Origin of the sequence: Phycicoccus flavus (assembly GCF_004025965.2) — a bacterium.
In the GTDB taxonomy this organism is placed as follows: domain Bacteria; phylum Actinomycetota; class Actinomycetes; order Actinomycetales; family Dermatophilaceae; genus Phycicoccus; species Phycicoccus flavus.
Genome location: NZ_SAYU02000021.1, coordinates 1 through 16,996 on the forward strand (window position 1 = coordinate 1; position 16,996 = coordinate 16,996).

A 16,996-nucleotide genomic window follows, 5' to 3' on the forward strand; every position below is an offset into this window, starting at 1 on the left:
GCCGGGGGGAAGTGGTTCCTCTACTACACCGCCCCGAAGAAGGGCACCGCCGGCTGCGCGGGCGGGAACGGCAACGGGCACCGCTGCATCGGCCGGGCCGTCGCCGACCGTCCGGCCGGCCCCTACACCGGGGGTCGCGAGGTCGCCTGCCCCGCGGGCGGGCGCTGGGCCATCGACCCCGAGGTCCTCACCACCCCCGGCCACGGGCTGGTGATGGTCTACCGCGACGACGCCGTCACCACCGGCGCGGAGACGGGGATCTCCGTGGTCCAGCTCGACGCGAACGGCTTCGGCAAGTGGAGCACCCGGCAGACGCTGCTCACCTCCCGGGACATCACGTGGGACACCGCGGGCGACGCCTCCGGCACCCACATCGTCGAGAACCCGAGCCTCATCCGGGTCGGGGGCCGGTGGAAGCTGCTGTGGTCCGGCAACAAGTGGGACACCCGGCGGTACGCCACGGGCCTGGCCGACTGCGGCGAGTCGGTGATGTCGGGGCGCTGCACCCCGACCCACGTGGGCCGGCCGTGGCTCGGCTTCGTCGGCGCCGGCGACATCGACCCCGTGCACGGCCTGCCCGCGAACCACAAGGGACCCGGAGGCATGTCGGCCTTCCGGGACAACGCCGGCCGGGCCCGGGTCGTCTGGCACTGGTACGACGTCGACACCGGGGCGCGCCGGGCGAAGACCGGGACGCTCTCGGGGTCGATGCTCGTCAGCTGAGGCCCGGCCCGCACCGGACCCGCGCCACCACACCGGGTGGCGCGGGTCACCGGCGGCGGCCCCGGCCCGGCCCCGGGAGCTAGCATCGAGGCGATTCCCGTCACCGACCTCGGAGGCCCCGCATGTCCACCGACCCGACCGTCATCGTCGCCGGCGCCCGCACCCCGATGGGGCGGATGAGCGGCGCGCTCAAGGGCTTCAGCGGCAGCGACCTCGGGGGCGTCGCCATCAAGGGCGCGCTCGAGAAGTCCGGGGTCGACCCGGCCGACGTCGACTACGTGATCATGGGGCAGGTCCTCACCGCGGGCGAGGGGCAGATCCCCGCGCGGCAGGCCGCGAGCAAGGCGGGCATCCCGATGACCGTGCCGGCGCTCACCGTCAACAAGGTGTGCCTGTCGGGCATCGACGCCATCGCCCTGGCCGACCAGCTGATCCGGGCGGGGGAGTTCGACGTCGTCGTCGCGGGCGGGCAGGAGTCGATGACGAACGCGCCGCACCTGCTGGAGAAGAGCCGCGACGGCTTCAAGTACGGCGACGTGACGATGCACGACCACATGGCCGCCGACGGCCTCTGGGACGCCTTCACCGACCAGGCCATGGGCCTGCTCACCGACACCGCGAACACCGGTGACCAGGCGTTCAGCCGCGCCGAGCAGGACGAGTTCGCCGCCCGCAGCCACCAGCTCGCCGCGCGGGCCTGGAAGGACGGCTTCTTCGACGACGAGGTCGTCCCCGTCACCATCCCGCAGCGCAAGGGCGACCCGGTCGAGTTCCGGAGCGACGAGGGCATCCGTCCCGACACGACCGTCGAGTCGCTGGCGGGGCTGCGGCCGGCGTTCCGCAAGGACGGCACCATCACCGCCGGCTCCGCCTCGCAGATCAGCGACGGCGCCTGCGCGGTCGTCGTCATGAAGAAGTCCAGGGCCGAGGAGCTGGGGCTCACGTGGCTGGCCGAGATCGGCGCCCACGGCGTCGTCGCCGGACCGGACTCCACCCTCCAGAGCCAGCCCGCGCGCGCCATCGCCAAGGCGTGCGAGCGCGAGGGCATCGCCCCCACCGACCTCGACCTCGTCGAGATCAACGAGGCGTTCGCCGCCGTCGGGCTCGCCTCGACCAAGGAGCTCGGCCTGGACCCCGAGAAGGTCAACGTCAACGGTGGAGCCATCGCCCTCGGGCACCCGGTCGGGATGTCCGGCGCGCGGATCGCGCTGCACCTGGCGCTGGAGCTGAAGCGGCGAGGCGGCGGCACCGGCGCGGCCGCCCTCTGCGGTGGCGGCGGACAGGGCGACGCGCTCGTCCTGCGGGTCCCGGCCCAGGGCTGACCCGCTGGCCGCCGCGCGCGACGTCGACGTCCCCTCCCTCGTCGCCTCGGCGCGGGAGGGGAGCGTTCGCGCCGTCGCCCGGCTCGTCTCGCTCGTCGAGGACGGCCACCCGGCGCTGCGGGAGGTCGCGGCGACGCTCGCCCCGCACACCGGGCACGCCCATGTCGTCGGCCTCACCGGGCCGCCGGGCGTCGGGAAGTCGACGACGGCGAGTGCGCTCGTCACCGCGTACCGCGCCCGCGGCCTGCGGGTCGGGGTGCTGGCGGTGGACCCGACCTCGCCGTTCTCCGGCGGCGCGCTGCTCGGGGACCGGATCCGGATGACCGAGCACGCCGGCGACGAGGGTGTGTTCATCCGGTCGATGGCCTCGCGCGGGCACCTCGGCGGGCTGTCCTGGGCGGCGCCCGCCGCCGTGCGGGTGCTGGACGCCGCGGGCTACGACGTCGTGCTGCTCGAGACCGTCGGGGTGGGCCAGGGCGAGGTCGAGGTGGCCGCCACCGCGGACACGACCGTCGTCCTCCTCGCCCCAGGTCTCGGTGACGGGGTGCAGGCGAGCAAGGCGGGGATCCTCGAGGTCGCCGACGTCCTCGTCGTCAACCAGGCCGACCGCCCCGGCGCGGACCGCACCGCCCGAGAGCTGCGCGGCGCGGTCGCCATGCGCGAGCACGACGAGGGGTCGTGGCGGCCGCCGGTGCTGCGGACCGTCGCGACATCGGGCGACGGAGTCGACGCGCTGCTGGACCTGGTCGAGAGCCACCGCGAGCACCTCGGGGGCGCCGGCCTGGGCGAGCGGCGTCGCCTCCGGGCCGCGCGCGAGGTCGAGGCCCTCGCCGTCGAGCTGCTCCGCGCCCGGGTGGGCACGGGGGCGGGGACCGGCGTCCTCGACCGGCTGGCCGACGACGTCGTCCACGGGCGCACCGACCCGTACGGCGCGGCCGAGCGGCTGCTCGCGACGCTCGAGTGACCGGACCGGTCCTCAGGCGGCCGACACGAACAGCCAGTCGATCCGGCGTTCGAGCGCGGACTCCTCGGCCGCGGCCGCTCCGCCGGTCGCGGGCGTCGTCGACCCCCAGCCGAGGAGGGGCGGGGCGAGGCCCCGGTAGGTGTGGCCCGTCGGGGTGCGGGTCTCGGTCTCGTGCGGCGACCCGCGGACGACGGTGACCCGCCAGCCGGGGGCCTCCTTGACGTGGTTGCAGCGGGCGCATCTGCCGTTGCCGTTCCACACGCTCGTCGCGCCACCCGCGCGGGCGGGGTGGGCATGGTCGACGTGGACGATCGGGGCGTCGCAGAACGGGGTCGAGCACACGTCGTCGCGCAGGACCAGCACGCGGCGGAGGCCGCCGAGGAAGGTGCGCCGACGGGAGTCCATCGCGACGAGGTCCCGCCCGTCCGGCCCCGTGTACAGCCGTCGCAGCCACACCGACGCCGGTCCGGCCCCGTGGACCCAGCTGCGGGCGACGGGAGCGGGCACCGAGCCGTGACCCGGGACGCGCGCGGGCTCGTGCACGGACCGACCCTCGTCGCCGGTGCCGAGCAGGGCCCGGTCGGTCATGACCAGCTGGATCTCGACCGGCTGCACCTGTCCCACCGCTCGGCCGGACAGCAGCGCCAGCGCCGTGTCGGCGGCGACAGCACCGACACCGCGTCCGGCGGTGGCCTCGTCGACGTCCTGGCCGCCGACCACGCTGCGGGCGCGGCGAGTGAGGGCGGCGTAGGCACCGACCACCTCCCGCAGCGGCCCGAGCACGGTGAGGTACGCCATGCCGTCGGGGGCCGGACGCACCGACACCCGCCGGGACCTCACGGCGGCCTCCATCCGGCGGACGACGGACGCGGCGTCCAGCTCGGCCGCCACCCGGGCCGCCGCCCGCCCGGCCGTACGCCAGGACAGCCGGTGCAGGTCGGGTCCGAGGCGACGGTCCACCTCGGCCCGGTCCTGTGTGCTCAGCGTGGCGGTCTCGCGGACCACCTCCAGCGCCGCGCGCTCCGAGATCGTGCCGTCCGTGAGAGCGGTCATCGTGCACGGCATCTCGTGGACGAGGGCGCGCGCGAGCCCGACGTACCGGTCACCGAGGGTCGGGGACTCCCGCCGCGCCAGCGCGACCTCCGACCCCACCGACCGGGCGGCGTCCTGCGGGGTGAGGACCTCGCGTGACCGCCGGAGGGCGTCCGTCGCCCGTGCCTGCGCTGCCGAGGCGGCGCCCTTGACCCGTTCCAGCTCCGCGACGAGGGCGACCCGCTCGTGGTCATCCATCGCCTCGACGTCGACGGCTGCGAGCGACGCGCGGAACGCGGCGACGGCGTGGACCGTCGCCGCTCCGCCCCGCTGCTGCACCACCTGCTCGGCCATCCTCGCCGCCCCCTTCCACCTGCCGACCACGCTAGACGTGACCACCGACAAGGGTCCGGCACCGCGGCGCGGGGGCGGATGCACCCGGTGCAGCCACGCCCTCCGCGCGTGCGAGGGTGACGGCATGACCGACCCCGACCTCGCCACCAAGCCCACCCTGCGCGGAGACCTCGTCACGCTGCGGCCGTTCACCGCCGAGGACGGCCCGCTGATGGGCGAGATCCTCTCCGACCCCGAGGTCCGCCGGCTCACCGGCAGCGTCGCGAGCACCGAGGAGGCGGAGACCCCCCAACCGGTCGACGAGCGGCTGCTCGACTGGTACGCCAGCCGCGCCGACCAGCCGGACCGTCTGGACCTCGCGGTCGAGGACGCCGCGACCGGGCGCCTCGTCGGCGAGGTCGTCCTCAACGAGTACGACGCCGACACGCTCACCTGCAACCTGCGCACCCTCGTCGGCCCGCGCGGGCGCGACCGCGGGCTCGGGACCGAGGCGGTCCGGCTGGTCTGCGAGTACGCCCTCGGCCCGCTCGGTCTGCGCCGGCTGACCCTGGAGGTCTACGACTTCAACCCGCGCGCCCGCCGCGTCTACGAGAAGGTCGGCTTCGTCCCGGTCGCCACCCACGAGGCGGCGCTGCTCTTCGACGGCGTCGCGGTCGCGGCGACGGAGATGGAGCTGACCGCCGACGGGCTCAGCCCCGCGCCTCGCTGACGACGCCGTCCGGCTGCTGCTCCAGCTCCTCGAAGGGGATGGGGTCGGGCACGCCGGCCGTGATGCGGGTGCCGTCGGCCCGGATGCCGCCGGTCTTCGGCCGCGGCCCGAGCAGCCCGTCGATCCGCAGGCCGTGCCCGTCCAGCGGCACGACGACGGGCGCCTCGGGCGTCACCGTGTGCCGGGACCCGCGGATCTCGACCGGCACGGCCTCCTCGCCGGCCTCGGCCACGAGCTCGACCTCCCGCTCGGTGAGCCGGACCCGCACCCGCGTCCCGCGCCAGGTGAGCCGGAAGACCAGCGAGCGCCAGCCCTGGGGCAGCCGCGGGTCGAAGCGCAGCACCCCGCCGTGGTCGCGCATCCCGCCGAAACCGCTGACCAGCGCGGCCCACACCCCGCCGGCCGAGGCGACGTGCAGCCCGTCGACGGTGTTCTCGTGCAGGTCGGCGAGGTCGACGTAGAGGGCGCGGTAGAAGTAGTCCAGCGCCGTCTCGTGGTAGCCGACCTCGGCCGCGACGACCGACTGGACGACGGCCGACAGCGTCGAGTCCCCGGTCGTGATGGGGTCGTAGTACTCGAAGTCGGCGCGCTTCTGCTCCATCGTGAACCGGTCGCCCTGGAGGAAGAGCGCGAGGACGACGTCGGCCTGCTTGAGCACCTGGAAGCGGTAGATGACGAGCGGGTGGTAGTGCAGCAGGAGTGGGCGGACCGACGCGGGGGTCCGGCTGAGGTCCCACACCTCGCGGTCGAGGAAGAGGTCGTCCTGGGGGTGGATGCCGAGGCCGTCGTCGAACGGGATGTGCATGCCCGCCGCGCAGGCCCGCCACTCGGCGACCTCGTCGTCGCTGATCCCGAGGTCGGCCGCGACCCGCGCGTACTCCTGCGGCCGCTCGGCCCGCACCCGCTCGACGGCCCGGGCCGCCTGCTCGAGGTTGCCGCGGGCCATGACGTTGGTGAAGAGGTTGTTGTTGACCACCGTCGTGTACTCGTCCGGGCCGGTCACGCCGTGGATGTGGAAGCTCGGGGTGCCGTTGCTGCGCCAGAAGCCGAGGTCGGTGTACATCCGCGCGGTCTCGACGAGGACGGCCAGCCCGTCGCGCACGAGGAACCCGACGTCGTCGGTGGCCGCGAGGTACTGCCCGAGGGCGTGCGCGACGTCGGCGTCGATGTGCACCTGGGCGGTGCCGGCCGCGTAGTAGGCAGAGGCCTCCTCGCCGTTGATCGTCCGCCACGGGAACAGCGCCCCCCGCTGGGACATCTCGCGCGCCCGGTCGCGGGCGGCCGGCAGCATCCGGCTGCGGAAGTGCATGAGGTTGCGGGCCAGCGAGGGCTGGGTGTAGGTGAGGAACGGCGCGACGTAGACCTCGCTGTCCCAGAAGTAGTGGCCCTCGTACCCGGACCCGGTGACGCCCTTGGCCGGGACGCCCTGCTGGTCGGCGCGCCCGCTGGCCTGGGCCAGCGCGAGCAGGTTGTAGCGGATCGCCTGCTGCAGCGCGGCGTCCTCCGGCCCGGCGGTGTCGACCTCGACGTCGCTCGCGGCCCAGAACCGGTCGTACCACTCGCGCTGCTGGGCGTGGAGGTCCTCGACGGCGTGCGCGCCGGTGCGGTCCAGGGTGCGCTCGCAGCGGTCGGCGAGCTCGCGTACGGGCAGGCTGCGGGAGGTGTGGTACGCCACGAGCTTCTCGATCCGCAGCGTGTGCCCCTCGCGAGCCTCGACGCGGTAGACGGTCTTGGCCAGGTCGTCCTCGGCCCGGGTGACGGTCTCGTAGGGGTCGGTCGTGCTCACGACGTGGTCGGCCATCGCCGCCACCGTCATCCCCGAGTTCGCGCAGCGGAAGCCCAGCGTCATGCGGCTCTCGTCGGCCGCGTGCAGCACCGGCAGCAGCACCCGCCCCTCGAAGGAGCCGGCCTTGCGCGGGTCGGCCATCGTCACCTTGGTCTGCGCGGGCGCGTGGTACTCGTCCTCGCCGTCCTGGCGGTTGAGCAGCTGGGAGGACACGACGACCGGCGCGTCGCCCCCGAGCATCGTCACCTCGAGGGTGAGGACGACGAGGTGCCGCTCGGTCATCGACACCATCCGGGTGGAGTCGACCCGCACCCGCTTGCCCGACGGGGTCCGCCACAGCAGCGAGCGGCGCAGGATGCCGTCGCGGAAGTCCAGGGAGCGCTCGTAGTGCTCGAGGTCGGCCTGGCCGATGACGAGGGGCTCGTCGTCGACGTAGAGCTTCATGAGCTTGGCGTCGGGGACGTTGACGATGGTCTGCCCGGTCCGCGCGAACCCGTACGCGCCCTCGGCGTGCCGGATCGGCCAGGTCTCGTGGAAGCCGTTGACGAAGGTGCCGTGCTCGTGGGCCTCGCGCCCCTCCTCGGGGTTGGCCCGCAGGCCGATGTACCCGTTGGCCACGGCGAACAGCGTCTCCGTGAGGCCGAGGTCCGTGGGGTCAGGGGCGCGCTCGACGAGGCGCCACGGGTCGGCGGGCAGGCGGGTGCGGTCCAGCGGGTCGGCGCCGACCCGGTCGGTCCTCACACGAGGTCCGCGAGGTCGGTGACGACGCGGTGAGCCCCGGCGGTCAGCAGCGTCTGCTCCCCGGCGCCCCGGTCGACCCCGACGACGAGCCCGAACCCGCCGGCCGCCCCCGCCCGCACCCCGGAGACCGCGTCCTCGAGGACGACGGCCGCCGCCGGCGCGGCGCCGCAGTCGCGGGCGGCGTGCAGGAAGGTGTCGGGCTCGGGCTTGCCGGGGATCTCCAGGGCGGCCGCGGTGCGGCCGTCGACGACGGTGACGAAGCGGTCGGCGATGCCGGCGGCCCGGAGCACGGCGCGGGCGTTGGCGGAGGAGGAGACGACGGCCAGGGGCAGGCCGAGGTCGCGCAGGTGGTCCAGCAGGGCGAGCGACCCGGGGAAGGGCCGCACGCCGTCGCGCTCCAGGACGGCGGTGAAGGCGTCGTTCTTGCGGTTGCCGAGCCCGCACACCGTCTCGGCCTCCGGCGGGTCCGACGGGCTGCCCTGGGGCAGCTCGACACCGCGGGCGGCGAGGAGGTCGGCGACGCCCTCGTAGCGGGGCTTGCCGTCGACGTGGGCGTAGTAGTCCTCGTCGGTGTACGCGGAGGTGTCGGCGTCGGCGAACTCGGGGCGGGAGGTGTCGAGCCCCCCGAGGAAGGTGGAGAACATCTCCGCCCACGCCGCCATGTGCACCTCGGCGGTGGGCGTGAGGACGCCGTCGAGGTCGAAGAGGACGGCCTCGTAGTCGTTCCAGGCCAGGGGGCTCGAGCCGGTCACCCGCCCCAACCTAGGGACAGCGGCGCGGAACGCACAATCGGCCACCCGGCGGCTTCGCTACCGTGGCCTCTCGTGAGCGAGCCGGTGCGTCTGCCGTTCGACCCCATCGCGCGGGCGCGCGAGCTGTGGGTCGCGCGCTGGGGCGAGGGGTCGCGGGCGACGTCGATGGCGACGGCGACCTCGGTCATGCGGGTGCAGCAGCTGCTCCTCGCCCGCTTCGACGCCATCGCCGGCCGGCACGGCCTGACCTTCGCCCGGTACGAGGCGCTCGTGCTGCTGGCCTTCAGCCGGGAGGGGCGGCTGTCGATGTCGACCGTCGGCGAGCGGCTCATGGTGCACCCGACGAGCGCGACGAACATCGTCCAGCGGCTCGTGGCCCAGGGGTTCGTCGAGCGGGTGCCCAACCCGGCCGACCGTCGTAGCGCCTTCGCCGTCGTGACGGCCGCGGGCATCGAGGCGATGGAGGCGGTGACCCGGGACCTGGAGGAGGCCGACTTCGGCCTCGACATGCTCGACCCGGACGGGCACGACGCCCTGTTCTCCCTGTTGCGCGAGGTGCGCGTGGGGTCGCGCGACTTCCTCCCCTGACACCCTCCCGGGCCCGGACCTGAGACCGGGGATTTGTCGGGCGGCCCGCCCGTTTGTCATCGTGGAGGGTCCCACGCGCCCTGTGGACCGACGTCGTCCCGGGCACCGCTACTCGGAGGAACACCCACATGGTCAGGATCGTCGTGCGTCTCGTCGGCGTGCTGCTGGCGCTCGCCGGGCTGTCGCTGACCGTCGTCGGCGTGTGGTTGGCCCTCAAGCTCGGCGGGTCCGGGACCGCGGTGTTCACGACCCGTCCGGCCGCCGGGCAGGTCGTGCTGCTGCCGCCGCAGGTGCTGAACCGGGTGGACGCCGACGTCCGCGTCACCGCGACCCCGGCGGACGGCGACCGGGTGTGGATGGCCCTGGCCAACCCCTCGGACGCGCAGGACGTCCTCGGAGACGCCGAGCACGTGCAGGTCACCGGCGTCGACGTCCGGGACTGGCTGCTGACCACGACGACCGTCGGCTCCGGCGAGACCCCGATGATCGCCGCCGCCGACCTGTGGCGGCAGACGGACGACGCCGAGGGTCCGGTCACCCTCACCGTCGAGCAGGCGCAGGCGCCCGAGACCGTCGTCGTCCGCGGCCTGGACGGCGGCGAGGTCGACACCGTGACCATGACCGTCACCGACAAGCGCTGGTTCGTCGAGGCCGTCGTCGCCGCGCTCGTCGGGCTGTTCCTGCTCGTCGCCGGCGTCGTCGCGGCCTGGCCGCGCCGCCGCCGCACGCCGGTCCCGCCGCCGGTGTTCGACGACCCGTCCGCCGTGCGCGAGGAGCACGCCGCGGAGCCGGCCGAGACACCCGCTGCCCGACCGGCCGAGGACCCCGAGGAGGTCTCCCGATGACCCGCCACCCCGCGTCCCCCCAGGGCCGCCCCGTCACCCGTCCGGGCGAGCGCGTCCGCCGCGCCGGCGCGGTCGGCGCCCTGGCGCTCGCGCTCGCCACCGCCGGCTGCGGCGTGCCCGACACGCTCGCCGGGCTGCACCCCGCCCCGGCCGAGCCGGCCGCCGCCGAGCCGCTCGACGGTGACGGCGCCCAGGCCGTCACCGCCCGCGTCCTCGACGCCGCCCGCGCGGTCGCCACCGACACCGGCAAGAAGGGCAACCGGGCACGCGCCGAGGTCATGCGCGGCGACGCCCTCACCTACGCGAACGCCCTGGCGAAGGCGGGCGCCGCCTCCGACGGCGAGGGCGCGCTCGGCACCGCGAGCGAGCCGACCGTCATCGCCCAGAGCGAGGGCCGCGACTGGCCGCGCGCCATCCTCGCGACGACCCTGGACGACGCGACGAGCACCCAGTACCTCCACGTCCTCGTCTCCCGGAAGCCGACCGAGGCGTTCGTCCTCGAGGCGTCGGTGCCGATGTTCGGCGGAGCCGCCCTGCCGGCGGTCGCGACCGAGGGCACCGGCTCCCCGTTCGTCGACCCGAGCGCCCGCGACGGCCTCGCCATGTCGCCGGACAAGGCCCTGACGGGCTACGCGAGCGCGCTGCGCCGGCCGGAGCCGGAGAAGGAGCCGAAGGGGATCAGCGCCGAGGACCCGTTCCACGACGCGCTCACGGCGTCGGCCGACCGGCAGGCGAAGGCGCTGAAGAAGCTCGCCACCCTGCGCCAGAAGCACACGGCCGACCCGAAGGACGCCGTCGCGTTCCGGCTCGCCGACGGCGGCGCGGTGACCTTCGGGCTCATGACCCGCACCGACACGATCACCGTCGGCAAGAAGGCCAAGGAGCTCGTGCTGCCCACGACCTACGCCAAGCTCGTCGGCAGCAGGAAGGTCACCGAGTCGATGAGCCTCACGAGCCTGGAGCCGGTGATCCTCGTCATCCCCGCGGACTCCGGCGACGTCACGGCCATCGGCGCCACCGAGCTGCTCGTCTCCGGCAAGGGCTCCTGACCCGCCCGTCCCCGCACACCCGGACCTGGGGGAGAATCCGACCATGACGCAGACACCCGACCCGGTCGGCACCCGCGGTGCCGTCGACCTGTCCACCGTCACGGGCGCCGCGCGCAGCGGCCCGCCCGGGGGCGCCGCACCGGGTGGTCCCGGCGCGGCCGGTGCCGCCCCGGCGGGCGGTCCCGCCGCAGGGCCGGCGGGCGTCCCCGCGGGCCTCGTCGTCGAGGTCACGGCCGCCAACCTCCAGCAGGCGCTCACCCGCACCGTGCAGGTCGCGGGGCTCCTCGTCCTCTGGGCCTCCGAGCACCCGCAGACCCGCGCCCTCGTCGACACCGTCGCGCAGGTCGCGGCCCGCCAGCAGGGCAAGGTCCTCGTCCTCACCGCGGACCTGTCCGCCTCGCCCGAGCTGCTCCAGGCCTTCCAGCCGCTGCTCACCCAGGCCTTCGGCCAGCCGACCGTGCCGGCGACCTTCGGGCTGCTCCAGGGGCAGCCGGTGCCGCTGTTCCCCGGCATCGCCGACGCCGACCAGGTCCAGCAGGCGGTCGACCAGCTGCTGCAGGCCGCGGTCCAGAACGGCATCACCGGGCGGGTCGACCTCGGCCCCCTGCCGGAGGGCGAGGAGCCCGCCGAGGAGCCGGTCCCGCCGCTGCACCAGGCCGCGTACGACGCCATCGACCGCGGGGACCTGCCGGCCGCCGCCGCCGCGTACGAGCAGGCCCTGGCCGAGAACCCGCAGGACGAGGACGCGCGTCTGGGGCTGGCGCAGGTCCGGCTCATGGAGCGGACCAGCGGGGTCGACCTCGCCGCCGCCCGGTCGGCGGCCGCGGCCGACCCGTCGGACATCGACGCCGCCCTCATGGTCGCCGACCTCGACGTCCTCGGCGGGCACGTCGAGGACGCCTTCGTCCGGCTCGTCGACCTCGTCCGCGAGACCGCCGGCGAGGACCGCGACCGGGTCCGCACGCACCTCATCGAGCTCTTCTCGGTCGTCGGTAACGACGACGAGCGCGTCCGCAAGGGCCGGACCGCGCTCATGAGCGCCCTCTTCTAGGACGTGCCCGCGCACGTCACCGAGGGCGGGGTGCGCCTGCGGTTCGACGCCGGCGACCCCGCGGTCACCGGTGTCGGCCTGGACTGCGACCCCGCCGTGCCCGGGCCGCGCGCCTTCGAACGCCGCGACGACGGGTGGGTCCTGGACCTGCCCGCGCCCGGGCTGGACCGCGTCGAGTACCGGTTCGCGGTGCGCCGGGGGGCCGGCGTCGACGTCGTCCTCGACCCGGGCAACCCGCTGACCGTCCGCACCGCCTTCGGGGACCGCTCGGTGCTCGAGCTGCCGGGGTACGCACCCCCGTGGTGGCTCGACGCCGACACCCCGGCCGGCCGGTTCGACCCGATGACGGTGGCGGGCGAGACCGCCGACGACGTCCCGGTCACCGTGTGGTCGCCCGACGGGCTGGCCGACGACGAGCCCGCCCCGCTGCTCGTCGTCCACGACGGCCCCGAGTACGACGACCTGGCGCGGATCACGCGCTGCGCGGCCGCGCACGTCGCCGCCGGGACGCTGCCGCCGCACCGGCTGGCGCTGGCGCACCCGGTGCTGCGCGACGCCTGGTACTCGGGCTCGCCGCAGTACCTGCGCACGCTGGCCACGGCCGGGCTGGACCGCCTCGCCGAGCGTCACCCGGTGCGCGCGCCGGTCGTCGTCATGGGCGCGAGCCTCGGCGGCCTCACCGCGCTGCTGCTCGGGCTGGCCGCGGCGCCGCGGGTGGGCGGGGTGTTCGCGCAGTCCGGGTCCTTCTTCCAGGTCCGCCACGACGACGCCGAGAGCGGGTACCGGTACTTCGGGCGGATCTCGCGCACGGTGCAGTCGGTGCTCGACGCCCGGCACACCGACCACCCCCTCGTCGTCGGGATGACGTGCGGGGCGCTGGAGGAGAACGCCGCCAACAACCGCGACATGGCGGCGGCGCTGCGGCGGGCCGGGCACGACGTCCGCCACCGCGAGGTCGCGGACCTGCACAACTACACCGCCTGGCGGGACGCGCTCGACCCCGGACTCGTCGAGGTGCTGCGAGCGGTGTGGGACAGGGAGTGAGGCCGGACGGCCCGCGCCGCTAGGGTCGTGCGCCATGGAGCGGCGCAGCGTGCGACTCGGGGTCCCGGGCCACGACGCCGACCTCGAGGTCGTCCGGCACGGGCACTGGGGACGGCCGGTGCTCCTGTTCCCGTCCGAGGCCGGGGCGGCCGCCGACGCCGAGCACAACGGGATGCTCGACGCCGTCCGGCCGCTCGTCGACGCCGGCCGGATGAGCCTGTTCTGCGTCGACTCCCTCGACGGGTGGTCCTGGTCGGACACCTCGCTGCCCACCGAGGAGCGGGCCCGCCGGGCGGGCGCGTACACCGCGTGGCTCTCCGAGGCGGTGCTGCCGTGGGTGCAGGGGGAGACGGGCGGGTCCGCCGAGGTCGTCGCCGCCGGCCCGTCGCTCGGCGCCTACCACGCCGTCCACCTGGCCCTCACCCGCGCCGACGTCGTGCCCGTCGCGATCGGGCTGTCCGGCAACTACGACCCCTCGACGTGGAACGCCTGGGGCGGGACCGGCGACGCGACGTACTTCGCCAACCCGCAGGCCTACGTGGCGAACGCCCACGGCGAGCACCTGGACTGGCTGCGCTCGCGGGTGTCGCTGCTGCTCGTCGTCGGCCAGGGGCCGTTCGAGGTCTCGCCGACCCGGTCGCTGCCCGCCACCCACGCCTTCGCCGAGGTCCTCGCCCGCCAGGGCCTGCGCCACGAGCTCGACGTCTGGGGCCACGACAGCGCCCACGACTGGCCGTGGTGGCAGCGCCAGCTCGCCCACCACCTGCCCCGCTTCCTCTGACCGCCCACCGGAAGGACCGCCCGTGCCCGCCTCCACCGACCACCTCGTCGGCCTGCTCCTCGGCACCGAGGAGGACTGGCCCCGGGCCTTCGAGACCCTGGCGCGCCGGCTCGGGGTGCTCACGGCGCCCGACGGCTCGCAGCACACCGTGGCGACCGAGCGGATGACCATCGAGCCGTTCAACCTGCGCGACCGCCCGCGCCACGAGCTGGTCATCGACCGGCTCGCGCACTGGTACTACCACCCGCGGGAGTGGCTGAAGAAGGTCGCCCTCATGGACGACGTGTACCTGATGAACAGCCCGTTCACGTTCCAGTCGATGGAGAAGCACTCGGCGTACTGCGCGCTCATGCGGCTCGGGATGAACGTCCCCGAGACGGTGCTCGTCCCGTACAAGAACCCCGTCGACAACGCGCGCTGGGCCTACACCTCGGCGCGCTACAACCGCTCCTTCGACCTGGACTCCGTCGCCGAGCAGCTCGGCTACCCGCTCTTCATGAAGCCGTTCGACGGCGGTGGCTGGCGCGGGGTGTCGATGGTTCGGGGCCGGGCCGACCTGCATCGGTCCTACGACGACTCCGGCGAGATGCTCATGCACCTCCAGGCGTCGGTGCCGGACTACGAGCACTTCGCCCGGTCGCTGACCATCGGCCCCGAGACGATGGTCATGAAGTTCCGCCCCGAGCTGCCCATGCACGACCGCTACGCCGTGGCCCACGACTTCCTCTCGCCCGAGGTCGGCCGCGAGGTGGTGACGATCAGCCAGACCGTCAACGCCTTCTTCCGGTGGGAGTTCAACTCCTGCGAGATGCTCGTCAAGGACGGCGTCGTGTACCCCATCGACTACGCCAACGCCTGCCCGGACGTCGCCGTGACCTCGCTGCACTACTACTTCCCGTGGGCGATGAGCGCGCTGCTGCGCTGGACGGTGTTCTGCGTCGTCACCGGCCGCCGGCCCCGTACCCAGGTCGACACCGGGCCGTGGTTCGAGGTCGCCGACGACCGGGTGCTCACGCAGGAGGGCCGGCTCGCGGCGTACCAGTCGCTGGCGGACGAGTACTTCGAGACCGACCGCTACCGCTCCTTCTGCGAGACGACGCTGCCGCACCTGGACGAGATGGTGCTGGAGTGGGTGGGCTCCGAGGAGTTCCGCTCCCTGCTCACCGCGACGGTCCGCCAGACCTACCCGCAGCACGAGTGGGAGCGGTTCGAGGCGCACGTCGCCGGCCTGCTCGACCTCTGGCGCTCCGACGAGCAGGCCCGCCTGGCCGCCCGGCTGCCCGGCGACTGACGGGCGCGGGCGTCGTGCGAGAGCATTGTTAACGTCTTGACTTGGAGAAGTCGAACGCCACGGCCTTCCTGTGTCTTCTTGCCCGGCGGCATCCGGTTGCCACGAGCAAATGATCAGCTGGCCTTCTGGAAACTTCGGCGGCTGCGCTTGACAGGACTCTGAGACTCTGTCAGGGTTTTGCATCCATCGGGAGATGAGTTTGTATATTGTGGGGGATCAATGAGTCGTCACGTCAGCCGCACTGCATTAGGGATCGGGGTCACGCTTCTCGCATTCCTTGGTGCCCATTCGTCTCAGTCGGCGGCTGCTGAGCCCCTCCGCATGTTCTGCAAGGCACGATGACGGACGCCGACGGAGTGCCTCTGTCGAATGCTTCGCTCATCATCGAGGCATGGCCCGCAGATGCGCGGGCCACTGACGTCGACGGCAGTCAGGCCCCGCTCGTGGAATTTGCGAGAGGCAAGACGAACTCCAAGGGCGAATTCACGGTGTCCGTGCACGACGAGTTAAACCGACATGGGCTGTTGGGACAATTCGTCGACATCGACGTCACCGCGTTGGGCGAGACTGGCCAGGCCGCGACGTCGTTCAGCTGGGTACCACCGGGCGCCGGCGGTGTGCTGACGCCGGACGAGACACTGGCCGAGACCGCGAGTCGGGTCGATCTCGGCGTTGTCATCGGCCAGTCGCGCCCCGAGCGCGACGTCGGCGTTGGTGTCATGAGTTCGCTGTCCGATGATTCCGAACCTGATGCCGTTGTGGAGACCGAGTCGGACTTTCAAATGGCTGTCCCCTCTCCGGGACGAAACTCGTCAGGAACCTTGGTCTGCGGGAGGTCATCGTCGGGGCCATCTACATCACACCAGAAAAGAAATCTTCCAGGTTCTACTACAGCGGAACAGCAGACAGCGCTCTCGGCGTGGGGGTCTCGTGGGGAACAAATGGTAGCTACGGCTCGTTCTCGGCCTCCGGCACGGTGACGCGTGAGAAGTCTTCGGGACTAAGCATTGAGTTTCCTCGCTACACCGAGCCAGCCCGCAGGACGATGCGCACGCACTACAGCTATGGCAAGTACTGCACGACGTACCGCAGTCCAGGTCCAAGCTTCAAGTGGCAAGTCAAGGCCATCCGGTTCGAAGGCGGAACGCGGACAATCCTGTCCTCGGTACCGCTGACCCCGATCCAGTACTGCACCGACTACGAGGCGGACAGCACCGTCTACAAGCTGGATAGCAATGCGGTGCAGTGGGTTCGAGGTGCCTCGCTGGAGTCGGTCATCGGCATCGACCTTAGTTCTCGCACGGGATTCCGCACGGATGCGAAACAGGGGGTCCACTACTACTCCGCTGGAACACTGTGCGGAACCCACGACACACCGGGAGGTAGTCCCCGGCGCCTCGTGGTCCGTGGGCCATGAAGCGGATCGGTGCGTTGTTCTTCACTACGGTCCTCGCCACGACAGGGTGCAGTAGCGAGGGCGACGCATTTCGGCTCAATGTCTCCGAAGGCGCCGACTGCGGCCCCGCCCCGGTCGCGGGCGCGAGCATCCTGACCTTCGGTGCCGTCGGACGGAGCGAGGCCTCGGAGGACATCCGGGTCACGGGCGTCGCCCTGGCCGACGCCGACGGAGCGGAGCTCGTCGGCGCAGCCGTCTGGGCCGGTGACCACCGGACGCCCGGGGTCGTCACTGGGTGGCCGCCGGTGCTGGACGGCAAGCCCTACCCAGGCTGGGAGGCCACGCAGGAACCGGGGGACGCGGTCGTCGCCCCGGGTGAGCGGCTCACCGTCAGCTTCGGCGTGCGCCGGACCGGCGAGTCCTACGGCGTCGTCCGGGCATTGCGCATCACGTACGAGGTCGGCGGGCGGACGGCGCAGCAGGAGGCCCGGTACCAGTGGTTCCTGGCTCCGACGTCGTGCCTCGACCTCGAGCCGTTCCAGTTCGTCGACAAGGACGACTGACCCAC

Annotated in this window: 15 protein-coding genes; 12 read left to right on the plus strand and 3 right to left on the minus strand. The window is 73.5% G+C overall.

The window, feature by feature from the left end; genetic code table 11:
• From EPD83_RS08100 to meaB, 3 genes are all read left to right on the plus strand, one after another.
• The coding region (locus EPD83_RS08100; protein WP_165566444.1) for a family 43 glycosylhydrolase at positions 1 to 723 on the plus strand (723 nt) is incomplete at its 5' end.
• A 122-nt stretch (positions 724 to 845) separates the two neighbouring features.
• Positions 846 to 2,045, plus strand: coding sequence for an acetyl-CoA C-acetyltransferase (locus EPD83_RS08105; protein WP_128366208.1), 1,200 nt, complete (start codon positions 846 to 848; stop codon positions 2,043 to 2,045).
• A 4-nt stretch (positions 2,046 to 2,049) separates the two neighbouring features.
• The gene (gene meaB / locus EPD83_RS08110) at positions 2,050 to 3,009 is read left to right on the plus strand and encodes a methylmalonyl Co-A mutase-associated GTPase MeaB (RefSeq protein ID WP_128366213.1); all 960 of its coding nucleotides are present in this window, start codon (positions 2,050 to 2,052) and stop codon (positions 3,007 to 3,009) included.
• A gap of 12 nt (positions 3,010 to 3,021) precedes the next feature.
• Here the strand turns inward: meaB and EPD83_RS08115 are convergent, their stop codons facing one another.
• Positions 3,022 to 4,395, minus strand: a complete 1,374-nt coding sequence (locus tag EPD83_RS08115) for a 13E12 repeat family protein (protein ID WP_164896245.1) — start codon at positions 4,393 to 4,395, stop codon at positions 3,022 to 3,024.
• 124 nt (positions 4,396 to 4,519) lie between these two features.
• On the opposite strand from EPD83_RS08115, the gene EPD83_RS08120 reads away from it, so the two are divergent.
• Positions 4,520 to 5,104 carry a GNAT family N-acetyltransferase gene (locus EPD83_RS08120; protein WP_128366210.1) on the plus strand — a complete coding sequence of 195 codons (585 nt, stop codon included), beginning with the start codon at positions 4,520 to 4,522 and terminating at the stop codon, positions 5,102 to 5,104.
• On the opposite strand, the gene EPD83_RS08125 is transcribed toward EPD83_RS08120, so the two are convergent.
• A complete protein-coding gene (locus EPD83_RS08125) occupies positions 5,085 to 7,631 on the minus strand; it encodes a glycoside hydrolase family 65 protein (protein ID WP_128366211.1) in 2,547 nt (848 codons plus the stop codon). The two genes, EPD83_RS08120 and EPD83_RS08125, sit on opposite strands and share 20 nt — an antisense overlap.
• A complete protein-coding gene (locus EPD83_RS08130) occupies positions 7,628 to 8,383 on the minus strand; it encodes an HAD family hydrolase (RefSeq protein WP_235950411.1) in 756 nt (251 codons plus the stop codon). Before EPD83_RS08130 ends, EPD83_RS08125 begins: the two co-directional genes overlap by 4 nt.
• Positions 8,384 to 8,455: 72 nt before the next feature.
• Between EPD83_RS08130 and EPD83_RS08135 the strand changes: the two genes are divergently transcribed.
• From EPD83_RS08135 to EPD83_RS08170, 8 genes are all read left to right on the plus strand, one after another.
• Entirely contained in the window at positions 8,456 to 8,971 is a 516-nt protein-coding gene (locus EPD83_RS08135; protein WP_128367605.1) for a MarR family winged helix-turn-helix transcriptional regulator, read from the plus strand.
• Between the two features lie 128 nt (positions 8,972 to 9,099).
• Complete coding sequence (locus EPD83_RS08140; RefSeq protein ID WP_128367606.1) at positions 9,100 to 9,816, plus strand: hypothetical protein; 717 nt, start codon at positions 9,100 to 9,102, stop codon at positions 9,814 to 9,816.
• Complete coding sequence (locus EPD83_RS08145; RefSeq protein WP_128367607.1) at positions 9,813 to 10,865, plus strand: hypothetical protein; 1,053 nt, start codon at positions 9,813 to 9,815, stop codon at positions 10,863 to 10,865. Before EPD83_RS08140 ends, EPD83_RS08145 begins: the two co-directional genes overlap by 4 nt.
• Positions 10,866 to 10,908: 43 nt before the next feature.
• A complete protein-coding gene (locus EPD83_RS08150; RefSeq protein ID WP_128367608.1) occupies positions 10,909 to 11,916 on the plus strand; it encodes a co-chaperone YbbN in 1,008 nt (335 codons plus the stop codon).
• 3 nt (positions 11,917 to 11,919) lie between these two features.
• Positions 11,920 to 12,960 (plus strand): alpha/beta hydrolase-fold protein, encoded by a 1,041-nt coding sequence (locus EPD83_RS08155; protein ID WP_128368529.1) that lies wholly within the window; start codon positions 11,920 to 11,922, stop codon positions 12,958 to 12,960.
• A gap of 34 nt (positions 12,961 to 12,994) precedes the next feature.
• Positions 12,995 to 13,741 carry an esterase family protein gene (locus tag EPD83_RS08160; protein ID WP_128368530.1) on the plus strand — a complete coding sequence of 249 codons (747 nt, stop codon included), beginning with the start codon at positions 12,995 to 12,997 and terminating at the stop codon, positions 13,739 to 13,741.
• Between the two features lie 22 nt (positions 13,742 to 13,763).
• Positions 13,764 to 15,032 carry an ATP-grasp domain-containing protein gene (locus EPD83_RS08165; RefSeq protein WP_165566445.1) on the plus strand — a complete coding sequence of 423 codons (1,269 nt, stop codon included), beginning with the start codon at positions 13,764 to 13,766 and terminating at the stop codon, positions 15,030 to 15,032.
• Between the two features lie 1,431 nt (positions 15,033 to 16,463).
• Positions 16,464 to 16,991: a hypothetical protein gene (locus tag EPD83_RS08170; RefSeq protein ID WP_128367903.1), complete on the plus strand. Its 528-nt coding sequence runs from the start codon at positions 16,464 to 16,466 to the stop codon at positions 16,989 to 16,991.
• Positions 16,992 to 16,996 lie beyond the last annotated feature (5 nt).